This window comes from Halobellus rarus (genome assembly GCF_024494595.1).
Lineage (GTDB): Archaea > Halobacteriota > Halobacteria > Halobacteriales > Haloferacaceae > Haloquadratum > Haloquadratum rarum.
On record NZ_JANHDI010000001.1, the window covers coordinates 1 to 14,641 of the forward strand.

Annotated in this window: 18 protein-coding genes; 10 read left to right on the plus strand and 8 right to left on the minus strand. The window is 63.7% G+C overall.

The features are described from left to right. Positions 1-138: 138 nt before the first annotated feature. Positions 139-822: a DUF5828 family protein gene (locus NO876_RS00005; protein ID WP_256419628.1), complete on the minus strand. Its 684-nt coding sequence runs from the start codon at positions 820-822 to the stop codon at positions 139-141. Between the two features lie 233 nt (positions 823-1,055). Here NO876_RS00005 and NO876_RS00010 point away from each other — a divergent pair, with 233 nt between their 5' ends. From NO876_RS00010 to NO876_RS00020, 3 genes are all read left to right on the plus strand, one after another. Next, positions 1,056-1,493, plus strand: a complete 438-nt coding sequence (locus NO876_RS00010) for a cupin domain-containing protein (protein WP_256419629.1) — start codon at positions 1,056-1,058, stop codon at positions 1,491-1,493. A gap of 1 nt (position 1,494) precedes the next feature. Further along, on the plus strand, positions 1,495-2,175 hold the full coding sequence (gene upp, locus NO876_RS00015; protein ID WP_256419630.1) for a uracil phosphoribosyltransferase: 681 nt from the start codon (positions 1,495-1,497) through the stop codon (positions 2,173-2,175). A gap of 70 nt (positions 2,176-2,245) precedes the next feature. Continuing rightward, positions 2,246-2,458, plus strand: coding sequence for a DUF7569 family protein (locus NO876_RS00020; RefSeq protein WP_256419631.1), 213 nt, complete (start codon positions 2,246-2,248; stop codon positions 2,456-2,458). 93 nt (positions 2,459-2,551) lie between these two features. Here the strand turns inward: NO876_RS00020 and NO876_RS00025 are convergent, their stop codons facing one another. The 4 genes from NO876_RS00025 to NO876_RS00040 form a co-directional block, all read right to left on the minus strand. After that, entirely contained in the window at positions 2,552-3,403 is an 852-nt protein-coding gene (locus NO876_RS00025; protein ID WP_256419632.1) for a hypothetical protein, read from the minus strand. A gap of 392 nt (positions 3,404-3,795) precedes the next feature. Next, positions 3,796-4,467: an IMPACT family protein gene (locus tag NO876_RS00030; protein WP_390276938.1), complete on the minus strand. Its 672-nt coding sequence runs from the start codon at positions 4,465-4,467 to the stop codon at positions 3,796-3,798. A gap of 95 nt (positions 4,468-4,562) precedes the next feature. Then, positions 4,563-5,066: a TrpY family transcription regulator gene (gene trpY / locus NO876_RS00035; RefSeq protein ID WP_256419634.1), complete on the minus strand. Its 504-nt coding sequence runs from the start codon at positions 5,064-5,066 to the stop codon at positions 4,563-4,565. Between the two features lie 106 nt (positions 5,067-5,172). Then, positions 5,173-7,020: a Cdc6/Cdc18 family protein gene (locus NO876_RS00040; RefSeq protein ID WP_256419635.1), complete on the minus strand. Its 1,848-nt coding sequence runs from the start codon at positions 7,018-7,020 to the stop codon at positions 5,173-5,175. A gap of 862 nt (positions 7,021-7,882) precedes the next feature. Here NO876_RS00040 and NO876_RS00045 point away from each other — a divergent pair. The 6 genes from NO876_RS00045 (at position 7,883) to NO876_RS00065 (ending at position 11,243) form a co-directional block, all read left to right on the plus strand. After that, positions 7,883-8,524 (plus strand): Era-like GTP-binding protein, encoded by a 642-nt coding sequence (locus NO876_RS00045; RefSeq protein ID WP_103991141.1) that lies wholly within the window; start codon positions 7,883-7,885, stop codon positions 8,522-8,524. A 5-nt stretch (positions 8,525-8,529) separates the two neighbouring features. Beyond that, a complete protein-coding gene (locus tag NO876_RS00050; RefSeq protein WP_256419636.1) occupies positions 8,530-8,919 on the plus strand; it encodes a DUF2073 domain-containing protein in 390 nt (129 codons plus the stop codon). Further along, positions 8,919-9,155 (plus strand): hypothetical protein, encoded by a 237-nt coding sequence (locus tag NO876_RS00055; protein ID WP_256419637.1) that lies wholly within the window; start codon positions 8,919-8,921, stop codon positions 9,153-9,155. Before NO876_RS00050 ends, NO876_RS00055 begins: the two co-directional genes overlap by 1 nt. A 9-nt stretch (positions 9,156-9,164) precedes the next feature. Then, complete coding sequence (locus NO876_RS00060; RefSeq protein WP_256419638.1) at positions 9,165-10,103, plus strand: OapC/ArvC family zinc-ribbon domain-containing protein; 939 nt, start codon at positions 9,165-9,167, stop codon at positions 10,101-10,103. A 100-nt stretch (positions 10,104-10,203) separates the two neighbouring features. Next, positions 10,204-10,293 (plus strand): hypothetical protein, encoded by a 90-nt coding sequence (locus NO876_RS18105; RefSeq protein ID WP_425492341.1) that lies wholly within the window; start codon positions 10,204-10,206, stop codon positions 10,291-10,293. 155 nt (positions 10,294-10,448) lie between these two features. After that, positions 10,449-11,243, plus strand: coding sequence for a DUF7089 family protein (locus NO876_RS00065; RefSeq protein ID WP_256419639.1), 795 nt, complete (start codon positions 10,449-10,451; stop codon positions 11,241-11,243). An 89-nt stretch (positions 11,244-11,332) separates the two neighbouring features. On the opposite strand, the gene NO876_RS00070 is transcribed toward NO876_RS00065, so the two are convergent. Together NO876_RS00070 and NO876_RS00075 are read right to left on the minus strand one after the other, a co-directional pair. After that, entirely contained in the window at positions 11,333-11,911 is a 579-nt protein-coding gene (locus NO876_RS00070; RefSeq protein ID WP_256419640.1) for a DUF7090 family protein, read from the minus strand. Positions 11,912-11,981: 70 nt separating this feature from the next. After that, the gene (locus NO876_RS00075; RefSeq protein ID WP_256419641.1) at positions 11,982-12,434 is read right to left on the minus strand and encodes a DUF2391 family protein; all 453 of its coding nucleotides are present in this window, start codon (positions 12,432-12,434) and stop codon (positions 11,982-11,984) included. 125 nt (positions 12,435-12,559) lie between these two features. On the opposite strand from NO876_RS00075, the gene NO876_RS00080 reads away from it, so the two are divergent. Then, positions 12,560-13,240 (plus strand): class I SAM-dependent methyltransferase, encoded by a 681-nt coding sequence (locus NO876_RS00080; protein ID WP_256419642.1) that lies wholly within the window; start codon positions 12,560-12,562, stop codon positions 13,238-13,240. Between the two features lie 57 nt (positions 13,241-13,297). Here NO876_RS00080 and NO876_RS00085 read toward each other — a convergent pair whose 3' ends face one another. Then, entirely contained in the window at positions 13,298-14,641 is a 1,344-nt protein-coding gene (locus NO876_RS00085; RefSeq protein ID WP_256419643.1) for an ABC transporter ATP-binding protein, read from the minus strand.

Genomic DNA, 14,641 nt, shown 5'->3' on the forward strand with positions numbered 1-14,641 from the left:
AGAACGGGACTTTCGAGGTCACGAGAACGGGACTTTCGAGGTCACGAGAACGGGACTTTCGAGGTCACGAGAGTCAGCGCGGAGACTCGCGGGACCTCAAAAAATCCGTACGAGGGCGACGGAAACCGAAGATCGGATTCAGTTCGTCGTCGACCGGGAGCGATCGTCCGACTCGGGTGGTTCGACCCCCTCGACCGCCTCGACTGTCTCCGTCTCTTTTTCGGTGTCGACGTGCCAGCGCGTCACCTCGTCGTCGAACTCGCCGAGGCGCTCGCTCACCTGCTGTTTCAACTCGTCGTCGTTGACGTTGACCTCGAAGATGAACGAGACGTCGTCCCCGCGCGTGGATTTCTGGATGTTGGCGCTGACGAGTTCGTTGTCGAAGTAGTACGGCGCCAGTTGCGTCATCACCCGCTGGTAGACAGTGTTCTCGACGCGGCGGAGCGCCCGACGTCCGGCGGAATCTGCCGCGCGCGCGACGTAGCCGAGCGATTCCGACCAGCGCTCGACGGCCTCGTCGTTGTCGCCGTTCTCGACGTGTTCGTAGGATTCCGAGAGCCGCTCGCCGGCGGTCTGGAGGTCCTCGTCGGGGGCCTTCCCGGCCTTCTCACCCTCGCCCTCCGCGACGCTCGCCTGCGCTGCGGTCTTTTCGCTCACGTCCTCGCCGAGTCGTTCGTGGGACTTCGGCCGCCACTCGTCCCACTCCTCGAAGGCGTCGCTGTCGACGCCCGCGTCTCGGAGTGCGCGTGTGATGCGTTCGCCGTGTTCGACGACGTCGCCCCAGGTACCCCGGACTTTGAATCCGGAGACACTCTCTTCCATCGTCTCGCAAAAGGTACGTTCGTCTAGGTATAAAACTCTACTCCGAGCGTTGCGAGCGCGTCACACGCGAGTCTCGTTTCTCGACGGGATGTGCGGATTTCGCGAACGGAAGAGGTGGATTTCTCGAACGGAATGGGTAGATTTCGCGAACGGAACGAGCGGGTTCGTGACGAACTGGGAGCTACCCTGCGTCGACCCGAGAGGCTTTTGTGCCGAACCGAAATGTATCGCGTATGGGATACACCGTAGTGAGCCAGGGGGAGGTGAGTCCGGCCGAGGGGCGGCCGTGTGAACTGCGCCGACTCTCCGAGGCCGCGGAGATGTCGAACCTCGCGATCAACCGATTCCGCGCGGAGCCGGGCGAACAGATCCCGCTCGCGTATCACTACCACGACGAGCAGGAGGAGGCGTTCTACGTCCTCTCGGGGACGATGCACGTCGAGACGCCGGAGGAGACGTATCAGATCGAGACTGGATCCCTGTTCACTGTGACGCCGGGATCGCCGCATAGGGCGTACAATCCGGAGGACGCCGAGGCGCCCGTCGAGGTGCTGGCTGTCGGTGCGCCGGCGGTCGAGGGGGACGCCAACGAGTACGATCCGTCGGAAGAGGACTCCGACGCCGAATCCGGATCCGGAACCGACGCCGAATCCGAAACGGGAGGGATCTGAGATGACGATCGAAGACCGCGACGACGCCTACCTGATCACGCACGCGCTCGCGAAGGACACCCTCTCGCGACTCCGCGACGTCGAGACCGAGCAGGTCGCGTTCCGCAAGGGCCTGGTCAAACTCGGGCGGATCTGCGGCTACGAGATCATCGACGGCGCGATGGAGACCGAGTACGTCTCCGTCCAGACGCCGCTGACGGAGACGACCGGCGAGCGGGTCAAGGGGCTCGACGACGTCGTGATCGTCAACGTCCTCCGGGCGGCGACCCCGTTCGTCGAAGGGCTGCTGAAGGCGTTCCCGCGGGCCAAGCAGGGCGTCATCAGCGCCGGACGAGACGAGACCGCCGGGATGGACGACGAGGGTGGGTTCCCGATCACCATCGACTACGTGAAGCTCCCGGAGATCACCGAGGACGACACCGTCATCGTCGCCGATCCGATGCTCGCGACCGGGTCGACGATGTGCGCCGTCCTCGATCACGTCCTCGAATCGGCGGCGGTCGAACCGGCCGACCTGTTCGTCCTCTCGGCGGTCTCCGCGCCCGACGGACTCCTCCGCGTCGGCGAGGAGTTCCCCCGAGCCGACCTCCTGACAGTCGCTATCGACGACTACCTCGACGACGACGGGTACATCGTTCCCGGCCTCGGCGACGCCGGCGACCGCGCGTTCAGGACGACGTAGGTCCACGAGCGGTCTCAGAGACGCACCAGCGACGTGAACAACTTTACCGACGCGCCGCTCAGAGGCACGTATGACCGGAAGCGAACCCTGCGATGCCTGCGGCGATCCGATCGAAGAGGCGCTGGCTCGGACGGTTCAGTTGAACGTCGATCGCTCGGAAGTCGATAGGCAGCGGCTCTGCCCCGCTTGCTTCGCCGATTGGATCGAGCGCTACCGAACCGAGATGCAACCGCGGGCGGCCGAGAACACCGTCGACAGCGACGCCGACATCATCGTCGATTGAGCCGCGAGCAGTCATCGTCGATTGAGCCGCGAGCAGTCATCGCCGACTGAACCGCAGGCCGCCACCGTGGATTGAGGTCGGAGGGAGCGGGACTTAGACCGCGTAGCGGCGGGGGTCGTTCGATTCGCCCTCGAAGATGGCGATGTACGGGTCGCCCGTCTCGTCGTCCGGGCAGGCGGTAGTTCGCTCGATCGGGAACGTCTCGCCGGTCGTGTTCGCGGCGTCGAGATACAGCGTCACCGGGAACGTCTTCGAGCCGAAACTCATCACGTGCTCGTTGTAGCCGTCCTGAACGTTCAGGTGGGCGCGGACCGGCGGCCGCTCCTCGCGTTCGGGTTCGCTCGGATGTCTGTACTCGCTCCAGTCGCCGGCGGCGCACACGCCGTAGTTTGGCGTCTCGACGCGCTCCGGCAGGGGCGTGGGGTTGTTCGCGACGACCGATGCGACCTGGACGTCGCCGCGGGGCGACTCGGTGATCTCGATCCGGTTCTCGACCTGGAGTTCGTACGCGAGACCGCCGGTAACCACGTCGACGACGAGCACGAGCGCGACGACCGCGGCGACGGCTCCGAAGAGGTACGTCGCCTGCGCCCCGCTCAGGAGTCGATTCCCGCCGTCGAAGCGCGTTCGGACCGCGAACAGCGCGGCCGCGAGCAGCAGGAGCCCCAGGACCGTCGCCTCGTTTCCGAGGTCGAACGTGTTCACGAAGTCGAAGAAGATTCCGACCACCGAAACGACGACGACGCCGTATCCGAGGAGCGTCAGCTGTCGGTCCGTCGTTCGCTGGGAGATGGCGAAGACGCCGGTGAGAAAGGCAAGGGCGATCAGGGTCTTCGAGACGGGTGAGACCCCGAGTTCGACGCTGAAGACGAAAAAGAGGACCGCAATCGTCGTGAGCGCTGCCGCCGCGCCGTTGAACAGCGTCTCGGAGTCGATAGCGACCATACAGATCGCTTCGAGACGGGACACCAATATCTCACCGGTGGGACAAACGGCTCTTTCAGTCTCACAGCGGATCGATCGGAGAGAGATACCGTCGAGAGTTCGTTTCCGGAACGGGAGAATCTCGGGATGGAACCCCCTTCTTTCGTCTCGAACCTCGACGCAGTGATGCGGTGCAACTTCGAAAGGAAGCGGAAGAAATACACCCTCGTACTCTCCGGAGCGATACGGAGAAGAGGCCTCACGCGAGTCGGCGACTTCTATCGTCTCTCCCGGTCCGAACGGCGTCGGTGCTCGGTGATTTGATCGTCGTTCGACGTCGGAGCGGGCTGTGAGTTATCGTTCGACGTCGGGGCGGGCTGTGAGTTATCGTTCGACGTCGGGCCGAGCTGAAATCACCGTTCGATGTCGGCGCGGCCGCTCGTCGCGCTACGGATTCGGTCGCGGAGCGTCGCGCCCTCGTCGACTGGAGCGCGGACTTCGAACGCGACGTCGGCCTCGTAGGTCCCCTCGAACTCCGCGTCCGAACTTTCGAGGAGTCCGCGGACCGTTCCGGAATCGTCGTACTCGACGGTCACGACGAAGCGCTCGTGCGGGACGGTTTCGACGACACCCGCGTCGTCCACGGCGTCTTTGACCGCACGCGAGTACGCTCGGGCCAGGCCGCCGACGCCGAGGTTCGTTCCGCCGTAGTATCGCGTGACGACCGCTGCGACGTTTCGGATTTCGCGCTGGACGAGGACGTTCAGCGCCGGCTTCCCCGACGATCCCGACGGTTCGCCGTCGTCGGACTGGTACTCTCTGAGCATCGTTCCAGTGGCTCGGTTCGTGCCCGTTACCGCCGACTCGGCGTCCGCGGGAACCCGGTACGCCGGGACGTTGTGCGTCGCGTCCGGATGTCGCTCCCGGATCTGATCGACGAACGATTCGGCCTCTTGAACCGTGTTCGCGGGTGAAACGTAGCCGATGAACTCCGAGCCCTTCACCTCGAAACGGGACTCACCGGGGCCGGCTACCGTTCGGAACGACGCCGGGTGAGCCTCTGTGCCATCGGATCGGTCCGTCACGGCCGAGAGTAGCGCCGGCATCTATCAAAAGGGTTCGCGTCGGGCGTCGACAGGGCGGACCTCGTCTTACGCGCGTCGACTGGACGGTGTCCGATCTACGCGATGCTGATCCGGTGGACGAAATCGAGTTCCGAGAGTTCGTTCAGGAGGTCGCCGGGAATCCGTTCGTCGGTGACGAGGTAGAGTTTTGGATCGTCGGTGAACTCCGGGTCTTCACTGATCGTCTGTCGGATGGAGATGTCGCGGTCGGCGAGGCGCGACGTGATTTCCGCGACGATTCCGGACCGTTCGGCGTCGTTGACCTCGACAGTCAACACCGATAGATCCAGGACCGGAGCGAGGTCCATCAGACTGGGGATCGACGAGATGTTCTGGAAGATCCGTCTGAGTTCCTCGTCGTCGAGGATGGCCGTCGTCGTCGAATCGACGACCCGACGGTCGACGTCGATCTCGCGGGCGATACCCGTGTTGGGAATCTCGATACCGCCGGAGACGACCCGCCCGTCGTCGTTCACCGAGAACCCGCGTTCGAGGAGGAGGCGGATGACCGCCTGCTGGCTCGGACTCCCCTCGAACTTCTGCATAATCTCGTCGAACATCCGTCAGCACCGTGTATGGCCAGCGCTATTATAGTAGCGTTTGGGAGCCCCGATCAGACCCGTACCGCTCATCCGATCCGTATTCCATACTCGACGACGACGCCCGTCAGTTGTCGAATCGGGCCTGGACGAACGGCTGGGCGTTCTCGATGTCGCCGAGTCGGGAATCGGAGAGAAGCACCGCCTCGGTTTCGTCGATCGGGACCGACAGCGAAATCTCCTTCGTGCGGCCGTATCGTCCCTTAGAGACGACGACGGCGTTGACGATACCGAGCATATCGAGTTCGGAGATGAGGTCCGTCACGCGGCGCTGGGTGAGGACGTCGGCGTCGATCTCCTCACAGAGGCGCTTGTAGATGTTGAACACCTCGCCGGTGTTGACGTTTCGGACGCCGTTCTTCTCGAGGAGGATGGTCGCGAAGAGGACGATCTTCGACTGCGTCGGGAGCGTCCGAACGACCTCGACGACGCGGTCCAGTTCGATCTTGTCCTGGGCCTGCCGGACGTGGGCCTCCTCGACGGTGTCGGCCTGCCCCCGTTCGGCGAGTTCGCCGGCGGTGCGGAGGAGATCCAGCGCCCGCCGGGCGTCGCCGTGCTCCTGCGCGGCGAACGCGGCGCACAGTGGGATGACGTCGTCGGTGAGCGCGTCGTCCTTGAACGCGACGTTGGCGCGGTGTTGCAGGATGTCCCGGAGTTGATTCGCATCGTACGGGGGAAAGACGATCTCCTCCTCGCCGAGACTGGATTTGACCCGGGGATCCAGGAAGTCGGTGAACTTCAGGTCGTTCGAGATCCCCATAATGGAGATCCGCGAGTTGTCGAGCTCGGAGTTCATCCGCGAGAGGTTATAGAGCGTGTCGTCGCCGGACTTCTCGACGAGTTTGTCGATCTCGTCGAGCATTATGACGACGACCCGCTCCCGGTAGTCGACCGCGTCGAAGAACGTCGAGTACACGCGGTCCGTGGGCCATCCCGTCATCGGAACGGGCTCCATCTCGTCGCGGTCGGACTCGAGCTCCTCGATGCGGGACTGCACCTCGGCGGCCGACTCGTACGCCGAGCCGGTAAGCGCCGTCGCGTCGTCGACGGCCTGTGGGTGGAGTTCGTTCAGTTCGTCGAGCTCCGTCTCGATCACTTCCTGGTTCTTTTCGATGAATTTGTTCGCGAGTTGAGCGAGCACCCGGTACTGCGTGTCCGTCACCTCGCAGTTGATGTACTCGACTTCGCAAGGGACATCGTACTTCTTCGATGTCGATTCGAGTTCCTGGCTGACGAACTTCGCACTCGCAGTCTTTCCCGTCCCCGTCTTCCCGTATATCAGGATGTTAGAGGGTGTTTCTCCGCGAAGTGCGGACACGAGGATCGTCGCCATCTGGTTGATCTGTTCGGTCCGATGGGGGAGTTCTCGCGGCGTGTACGAGGGCCGAAGGACCTCTTTGTTCTCGAAGATTGGTTCGCCGGAGAGCAAGTCGTCGAAGAGCCCCTGACTGTCGCCGTCGTCGTCTAGGACGACCTCGTCGAGGCTCACGTCTGTCGTTCCGGCCGTCGAGTCACCGACTCGGATCGAGTCGGGATCGTCCGGCCCGATGCTTTCTTCGATGTCGATGTCCTCGGCCGTCACGGGTTCTGTGCTCTCCGATTGCGGAGAACTGCCGTCGGACGTTCCCGAGCTCGTGGAATTTGGGGTGTCGGTCTCGGGCGCGTCGTCCGCCGCGGATTCCCCACCGTCGTCGGAGTGATCACGGGGCGGATCGTCGATGCCCCGAGGTCGTTCACCGGAGTCGAACTGCTCGTCAGAACCGGATCGACCCGTCGGTCCCGATGGATTCGCATTCTCGTTCCCGTCTGTCGTGTCGGCGGCGGTGGAATCGGATTCGACTACGTCACCGTCATCGACGGCCTCGTCTGAGCCCGCGCGCCCGTTCTTGTCGTCGGATTGTGTTCTTTCGTCCATCCGTGTACCCCCCAATTTCGACTGGAAATTCCGCCGTTATAGCCGGTAGATCGTACAACCCGTCGGAGAGAACCGATCCAGTGGCCGCTTCTCCGTCGGAGACGTGTCCAGTTGATGCAGGCGAAGCAGAGGAACACGTGCTACAAAAAGCTTGTCTCTTGCAGAGTTTCACGGGAGAACGTTCCGATACCAGCCGTCGATTGACGTTGGCCAGTCAGATCTCGGTCGGTGCTAGTATGGGTTCACTCTGGGGACGACGGGGATTCCTGTACGGACGATGGGGGGATTTTCCTGTAAGATAGTTAATTATTCGTGGCTGGTTGGTCGTGATTCCACGCCGTGCCGCTTCACTCCAGGTCTATACTGCCAGGATTCGTGTTTTTCCACAGTACATTTGTTGTTGTATTTTGGTCGGAGCCGACACCCCCACCCCTTCGTTTCAACTGGAAACGGAGACGGAGCCGTTCCCCAGTGGCTGGATTACGTCTCCAATTACTAAATTCAAATATCGAAAAGTTATAAATTAATTCTACTACTGTAATACGGGTACTATTCAAAGGACTAGGATATAAATCCACCGTCCTCTAAGTAGCCGTCATCACCCCCCACGGGTCTGTTTTTGCGTCTCCACCTGAAACGAAGGGGTGGGGGGCGCCGATCCGAGCCCCAAGCCGTGTCGTCGGCGACCCGAGATACAACGAATCTGACGAAGAACGCACCTGACGAAGAATATCCGACCTGAGCCCGTCCCTCTCGCGTCGGATATCGGGGGTCCGTCTGACGCAGTGTTTAAGTGAACACGGAAATGTGGTTCCTCCATACGCCCCTCCACGACACGCATCGGGAGGCGCGGGAGGCCAGGATGGGACTGTTCACAGACCTCAGAGACAGCATCTCACGGGCCGTCGACCGGATGTTCTCGGACTCCGAGCCGAAACGGATCGGCATTTACGGACCCCCGAACGCCGGAAAGACGACCCTCGCAAACCGAATCGCACGTGACTGGACGGGTGACGCCGTCGGCCCGGAGAGCCACATCCCGCACGAGACACGCCGCGCACGCAGAAAAGAGAACGTCGAGATCGAGCGCAACGGGAAGACCGTCAACATCGACATCGTCGACACGCCCGGCGTCACGACGAAAGTCGACTACAAGGAGTTCCTCGAACACGATATGGAGAAAGACGACGCCGTCCGGCGCTCTCGGGAGGCGACCGAGGGCGTCGCGGAGGCGATGCACTGGCTCCGCGAGGACGTCGACGGCGTCATCTACGTCCTCGACAGCACCGAGGACCCGTTCACGCAGGTCAACACGATGCTCATCGGTATCATCGAGAGCCAGGACCTGCCCGTACTCATCTTCGCGAACAAGACCGACCTCGACGATTCGAACGTCCAGCGCATCGCGAACGCGTTCCCGCAGCACGAGACGGTCCCGCTGTCGGCGCTCGAGGGGAACAATATGGACGAAGTCTACGGGAAGATCGCGGAGTACTTCGGGTGACCACGATGCCGGAAGTCACACCAGGCGAAACCGGAAACGGCGTCCAGATCGACCTCATCAGCGGAGCCCGTATGGAAGGGTTGACGAGTATGGAGAAGATCCGACTCATCCTCGACGGCGTCCGGGACGGCAACATCGTCGTCCTCGAGGAGGGGCTCTCGCCCGACGAGGAGTCGAAGCTCATCGAGGTCACGATGACCGAGATCAGCCCTGACGAGTTCAACGGGATCGAGATCGAAACCTACCCCCAGACCGGCGGCGGGAACAAAGGCTTCCTCGGCCGGTTGATGGGCAAGGAATCGAACAAGAAACTCACCGTCATCGGTCCGGCGAATCAGATCGAGACGCTCCACAAAGACGAGAACCTCATCAGCGCGCTCGTCTCTCGGAAGTGATGACGCGCCGCTCACTCGCTCGCCAGCGCTCACCCGACGCCGCGCGCGCGGTGGTCGACCGATTCCAGGGCCTCCATACGAAACGAAGGGCTGACTCGAACCACTGGAAACGGGGGAACCACCCGAAACAGGGGAACCACCCGAAACAGGGGAACCACCCGAAACAGGCGCGAGAGACAGAGCGCCCGCGACACACGAACCTCCCACTGCACACGAAACGGACGCCCTCCCGCTAACTCAACACGATGCCTCACGAATGCACAAACTGCGGACGAGTGTTCGACGACGGGTCGAAAGAGATGCTGTCGGGGTGTCCGAACTGCGGCGGAAACAAATTCCAGTTCCGGCCGTCGTCAGCGACCGATTCGACCGACTCGACCGAATCACCGTCGAAACGCTCGGAGCCGGCTGGTGAAACGGAACCCGATCCCCGGTCGCGTCCCTCGGAGGGGGCGGAACCGACGTCGAGTTCGACGGCGTGGAGCGATGCTGCAGAGCGCGCCGTCGGGGACGAAGGAGAGTCGGAGCCGACTCCGGTATCGGATCCGAGTCCAGATTCGGACCCGACGTCAACGCGGATTTCCGCGTCCTCGCGGGAGTGGCCGAATCAACGTGAGGGGTCCGGAGAAGCGACGCCTTCGACTCCGGAGGATCCCCGAGACTCGGCTGGAGACGACAAGAGCCGGACGGAATCGCGAGAGTCTGATTCGGAGTCCCGAGCGTCGGACTCGGACGACAGCGTCGATGTCGACGACGGACCCGCGACGTCGACGGACGACGACTCCATCGAAGACACCGCGCAGGCGAGCGCTCGGAGCGAAGTCGTCTCCCCCGACGAGCTCGCCGCCGCGAGCCGGACAGAGGCGGAGGAAGACGGTCCAACCGATCCAGACGCGCCTTCAGCCAACGCCCCAGATCGGGAGGCGGCCGCTCGCCCGAGCGACGCGGACGGTCGAGTCATCGAACCGTCGAGCGACGACCGCCCCGATCTCGAGGATCTCCGGGCCGAACTCAACGAACAGTTCGAGAGCATCCGCATCGTCGCGCCCGGCGAGTACGAACTGAACCTTATGGAACTGTACGACCGGACCGAGTACATCATCTCGCTGCAGGAGGACGGCCGGTACGTCATCGAAGTCCCCGACACGTGGGATACGACACCTGGCGGAGCGGAAGACACGTAGTCCCACGTCACGATCGGCCGTCGATTCCCCATTTCGTCTCCCGGACGACTCACAGCGCCGAATTGAAGCTTTTATGCGCTCCGGTCGAGAGAGTCTCAGTATGAGCCAAGCGACCAAGATCGTCCTCGGTACCGTGGGTGTGTCGGCCGTCCTCGCCATCGCGATCATCTTCGCGCTCGCCTTCGGGTGAGCCGAACTCGGGGCTGAGCCGATCGGATCGATCTAACACCGACCGTCCTCCCCCGATCGAGGGGCCGATCGCACTTCTGAACCGGGACGCCGATCGCACTTCTGAACCGGGACGCCGATCGCACTTCTGAAACCCGTGCACCTCCAACCGACGGTATGTTCGATCGACGCGAGCTCTCCGACGACGTCGCCGCCGTGGGCGACGCCCACGCGCCCGACGCGCTCGTATTCGACGTCGCGGCCGACTTCGAGACGATACCGCCCGCCGCGGCCGAGGACCTCGGCCTCCTCGTCGACGCGCTCGATCCCGCGACGTACCCCGCCGAGTGGCTCCCCGAGGACGCCCCGAGCGCGCTCGTCGCCTACGCGAGTTCTGATTTCACTGTCGGGATGCCCGGCGACGGAACCGTCGCGTGGACGCGCCAGACGTCGCCGCCGACGGTCCTCGTGAAGAAGCGCGCCGAGGGAACGCCCACGGACTTCCTCGACTATCTCCTCGCGGAGGCGTTCGTCCAGATCGGGACCGACGCCCCGGAGCACTTTCTGCCGTTCTTCGCCGAGCGGTATCGCGACCTCGACGCCGCCGTCCCGCTCGGCCCCGCCGACGTCTACCAGATCGCGGCCGCGCTCTACGACGCCTGGCTCGGCCTACAGACAAGAGACGTCTTCGCCGACTGGGATGAGACCCGGCCTCGACTGTTCGACGCGTGGGAAGACGCCGGGAGCCGGCTCGAAGGGCGACTCTCGCGGCTCCCCCGAGCGGTCGCGCGGGGGGAGACCTCCTTCGCGGAGGCGACCGAGTACGCCTGTTCGGCAGTCAAACACGACTTGGACCTCCCCGCGCCCTTCGCTGCGCTCGACACGCAGGCGTTCGTCCAGTACGGGTCCGAATACGGCGTCAGGTGGGCGAGAAAGACGTTCGAGAAGCTCGAGAACGACGGAGAGGCCTGAGTTATCGTCGCGTTTGCAATTGATTGCTCATCGGCCCGTACGAGGTGCGATCGAGTGAGTAGAGACTTGCAAACGCTACTGTACGAGACTCAGAATTCGGTGGCGACGTCGCCGTCGACGTCGAGTTCGACGACGGCGTCGAAGAGGTCGCGGAACCGTCCGATCGTCTCCGCGCCGTGGACCTCGTTCGAGAGGTGGAACAGACCGACCGCGTCGTGTTCGTCGAGGAGTTCGAGCAGTCGTTCGGTCGCGTCGTACGCGCCGTCCACGTCGGCGTAGTACGCCATCTCGGTCACCGAGTCGACGCTGATTCGGACTTTCCCGTCGTGGGACTCCAGGAACTCTCGGGTCTTTTCGACGATGCCGTCGAGGTCGTCCGGCGCTGAGACGTAATGGACGTGATCCGTTCTGCGTCGAGAGTAGCCGCGCTCGACCGAGAGCGTGTCGAGGATCTCCGCTTTCGATTCGTCTACGTCGTAATGTTCGAGTTTCTGTTCGACCTCGCGGGCGGTGGTCCGCGTGGAGATGACGAGGAAGTGGTCGGTGTCGGTCTTCAGAAAGTCCGTGTCGATTCGATCTGTCGCCCCAATGCTCGGATGCAGAAGCAGGATGCCCGTTCCGCCCGGGATCGAATCCGGTGCGTTGTCGATGGCGAGGGTGTAATCCATACCCGTAGGTGCGCCCCCGGTGACTTAACCGTGCGGGAGTTTCCCTCCCGACCGTCACCCGTCGAACGCCTCAGTACAGCGAGTCGGCGGTCGCCGCACCGATGACACTGAACACCGCACCGATGCTGATCGCCTTGAGGGTCGATCCGATGACCGGCCAGTCGAGCGTCACGCCCAGGACGTCCGTTCCCGTCCCCGACGCGCCGAGGAACGTCCCCGGCGCGTCGAACGCGAGCGCGAGGATGAGCACCGAGAGGTACGAGACGGAGACGAGTGAAATGAACCGAAGCGGAATCCCGCCCACCTCGCTCTCTCGGTCGGGGTTTCGATCGTCTGCCTTATAGAGCGCACCGTAGCCGATGGCGAGGACGATGACCACCGTAAAAAGCGCCTGAATCGGGTTCATACTTCCCGCCAGCACCCACACCTCCTCGGTGACGACGAACGGGCCGGCCAGCAGGAACCCGCCGACGATCTGCTGGACGGTGTCCGAGAGGGCGAATCGGCGACGACGTCCGACCATACCGTCCGTTCGATTCCCGCGGCATATATACAATCGCATCTCTCGGATCACGTCGCTCGGCCCGATCCCAAATTTCCCGCGACCCGATCCCAACAGTTCTTGTTCCGTCCGGTCCACGCACGCCTATGAGCGTCAGAGCTGAGTTCGACGCCTGGGCGGCCGACGGCCGCGACAGGGGAATGGAGGAGCGCCACTGGCACACCGCGAAGCACGCGCTCGCGCGGATGCCCGTAGAGCCGGGAGATACGGTCCTGGATCTCGGGTGCGGAAGCGGGTACGCGGGCCGAGCGCTCCGGGACACCAAAGACGCCGGCCGCGTCTACGGTCTCGACGGGGCCCCCGCGATGGTTCGGAACGCGCAGGCGTACACGGAGGACCCGAACGTCGGCTACGTCGTCGGCGACTTCGACGCGCTGCCGTTCGCCGACGACAGCGTCGACCACGTCTGGAGTATGGAGGCGTTCTACTACGCGAGAGACCCGGTCCACACCCTCGAAGAGGTCGAGCGGATCCTCCGCCCCGGCGGCACGTTCTACTGCGCGGTGAACTACTACGAGGAGAACGTCCACTCCCACGAGTGGCAAGAGCGGATCGACGTCGAAATGACGCGGTGGTCCAAATCGGAGTACCGAGAGGCGTTCCGCGAGGCAAGTCTGGCCGTCGCCGAGCAGGATTCGATCCCCGACCGGGAGATCGACATCCCACCGGCGGAGTCGTTCCCGACCGACGACTGGGACTCCCGGGAGGAGATGTTCGAGCGGTACCGGACCCACGGAACACTTCTCACCGTCGGCGTCAGTCGTTGAATCACGCCGGTCTCAGTCGCGAGCGCCCACGTCGATATCGGTCGTCGAGCCCCGTTGCTATCGAACGTCGACCCGTTCGACGACGTGCGCTGCGGCGGCCGCGAACCCGACCCGGACGTCACCGACGGGCGGATCGATCGATCGAACGGTCAGCTCCCGCCCGTTCCAGCGGAGATACGCCCGGGTCGAATCGCCGAGGAACTCCGCTCCCGACACCGTCGCGTCGAGAACGTTGGTTTCGCCTTCGGACGTCGGCCCGTCCTTACCGACGCTTCGCGTCGCCTCGTCTGACTCCGCGTCACCGAGCAGACGCATCGCCTCGGGGCGAACGCAGAACACGATTTGATCTCCACAGGAAAGGGACGCCTCGGTCTCGATCGCGACTCGAACACCGCCGACGGCGACTTCGATTTTTCGGGATGCTGATCCAGCTTCGGCGGACGCCGGTCCGGTCGCCGTGGGTGTTGGTCGGGCCTCTGTCGTTCGATCGTCTCCGACCCGGTCCTCGCCGGTCCCGCCGCGGACCCCCTTCGTTTCAACTGGAGATTCTCCCGCCTCGGTGGCGGAGGAACGTCGTTTTTCGTCGTTTCGGCCTCGAACGGAGACGACCTCGCCCTCGAAGACGTTGTTGTCGCCGACGAACTCCGCGACGAACCGGGTCGCGGGGTGACGGTAGATCTCCTGCGGCGTCCCGACCTGTTCGACTGCACCGTCGTTCATCACGGCAACGCGGTCTGAGACGGCGAGCGCCTCCTCCTGATCGTGCGTGACGTACAGCGTCGTGATCCCGAGCGTCGACTGGATCTCCTTGATCTGCATCCGAAGCCGTTCTCGGAGGCGTGCGTCGAGCGCGCTCATCGGTTCGTCGAGGAGCAATAGATCCGGGCCGGGCGCGAGCGCCCGTGCGAGCGCGACGCGCTGCTGCTGTCCGCCGGAGAGTTCGGTCGGATCCCGTTCAGCCATATCCGGCAGGTCGACCAGATCCAGTAGCGAGGCGACTCGCTCGTCCCGACTCGCTCCACCCGGCGGGTCGGAGAAGCGGAGCCCGTACGCGACGTTCTCGGCGACCGAGAGGTGCGGAAAGAGCGCGTAGTTCTGGAAGACGACGCCGACGCTCCGCTCCTCGGGCGGCACGCCGCGCATCTCCCGGTCGTCGAACCGGATCGATCCACTCGTCGGCGGTTCGAAACCGGCCACCAACCGGAGAGTCGTCGTCTTCCCGCAGCCCGATGGCCCGACGAGAGTGAAGAACTCTCCCTCGTCGACCTCGAAGCCGACGCCGCCCGTCGCCGTCGATTCGCCCTCCGTGGCCTGTTTCGGAACCGCTTCGCCGCTCCGCTCTCGGCCGAGCGCGACCGTCTCGCCGTACTCCTTTCGCACGTTTTCGAGCGTCAGTTTCAT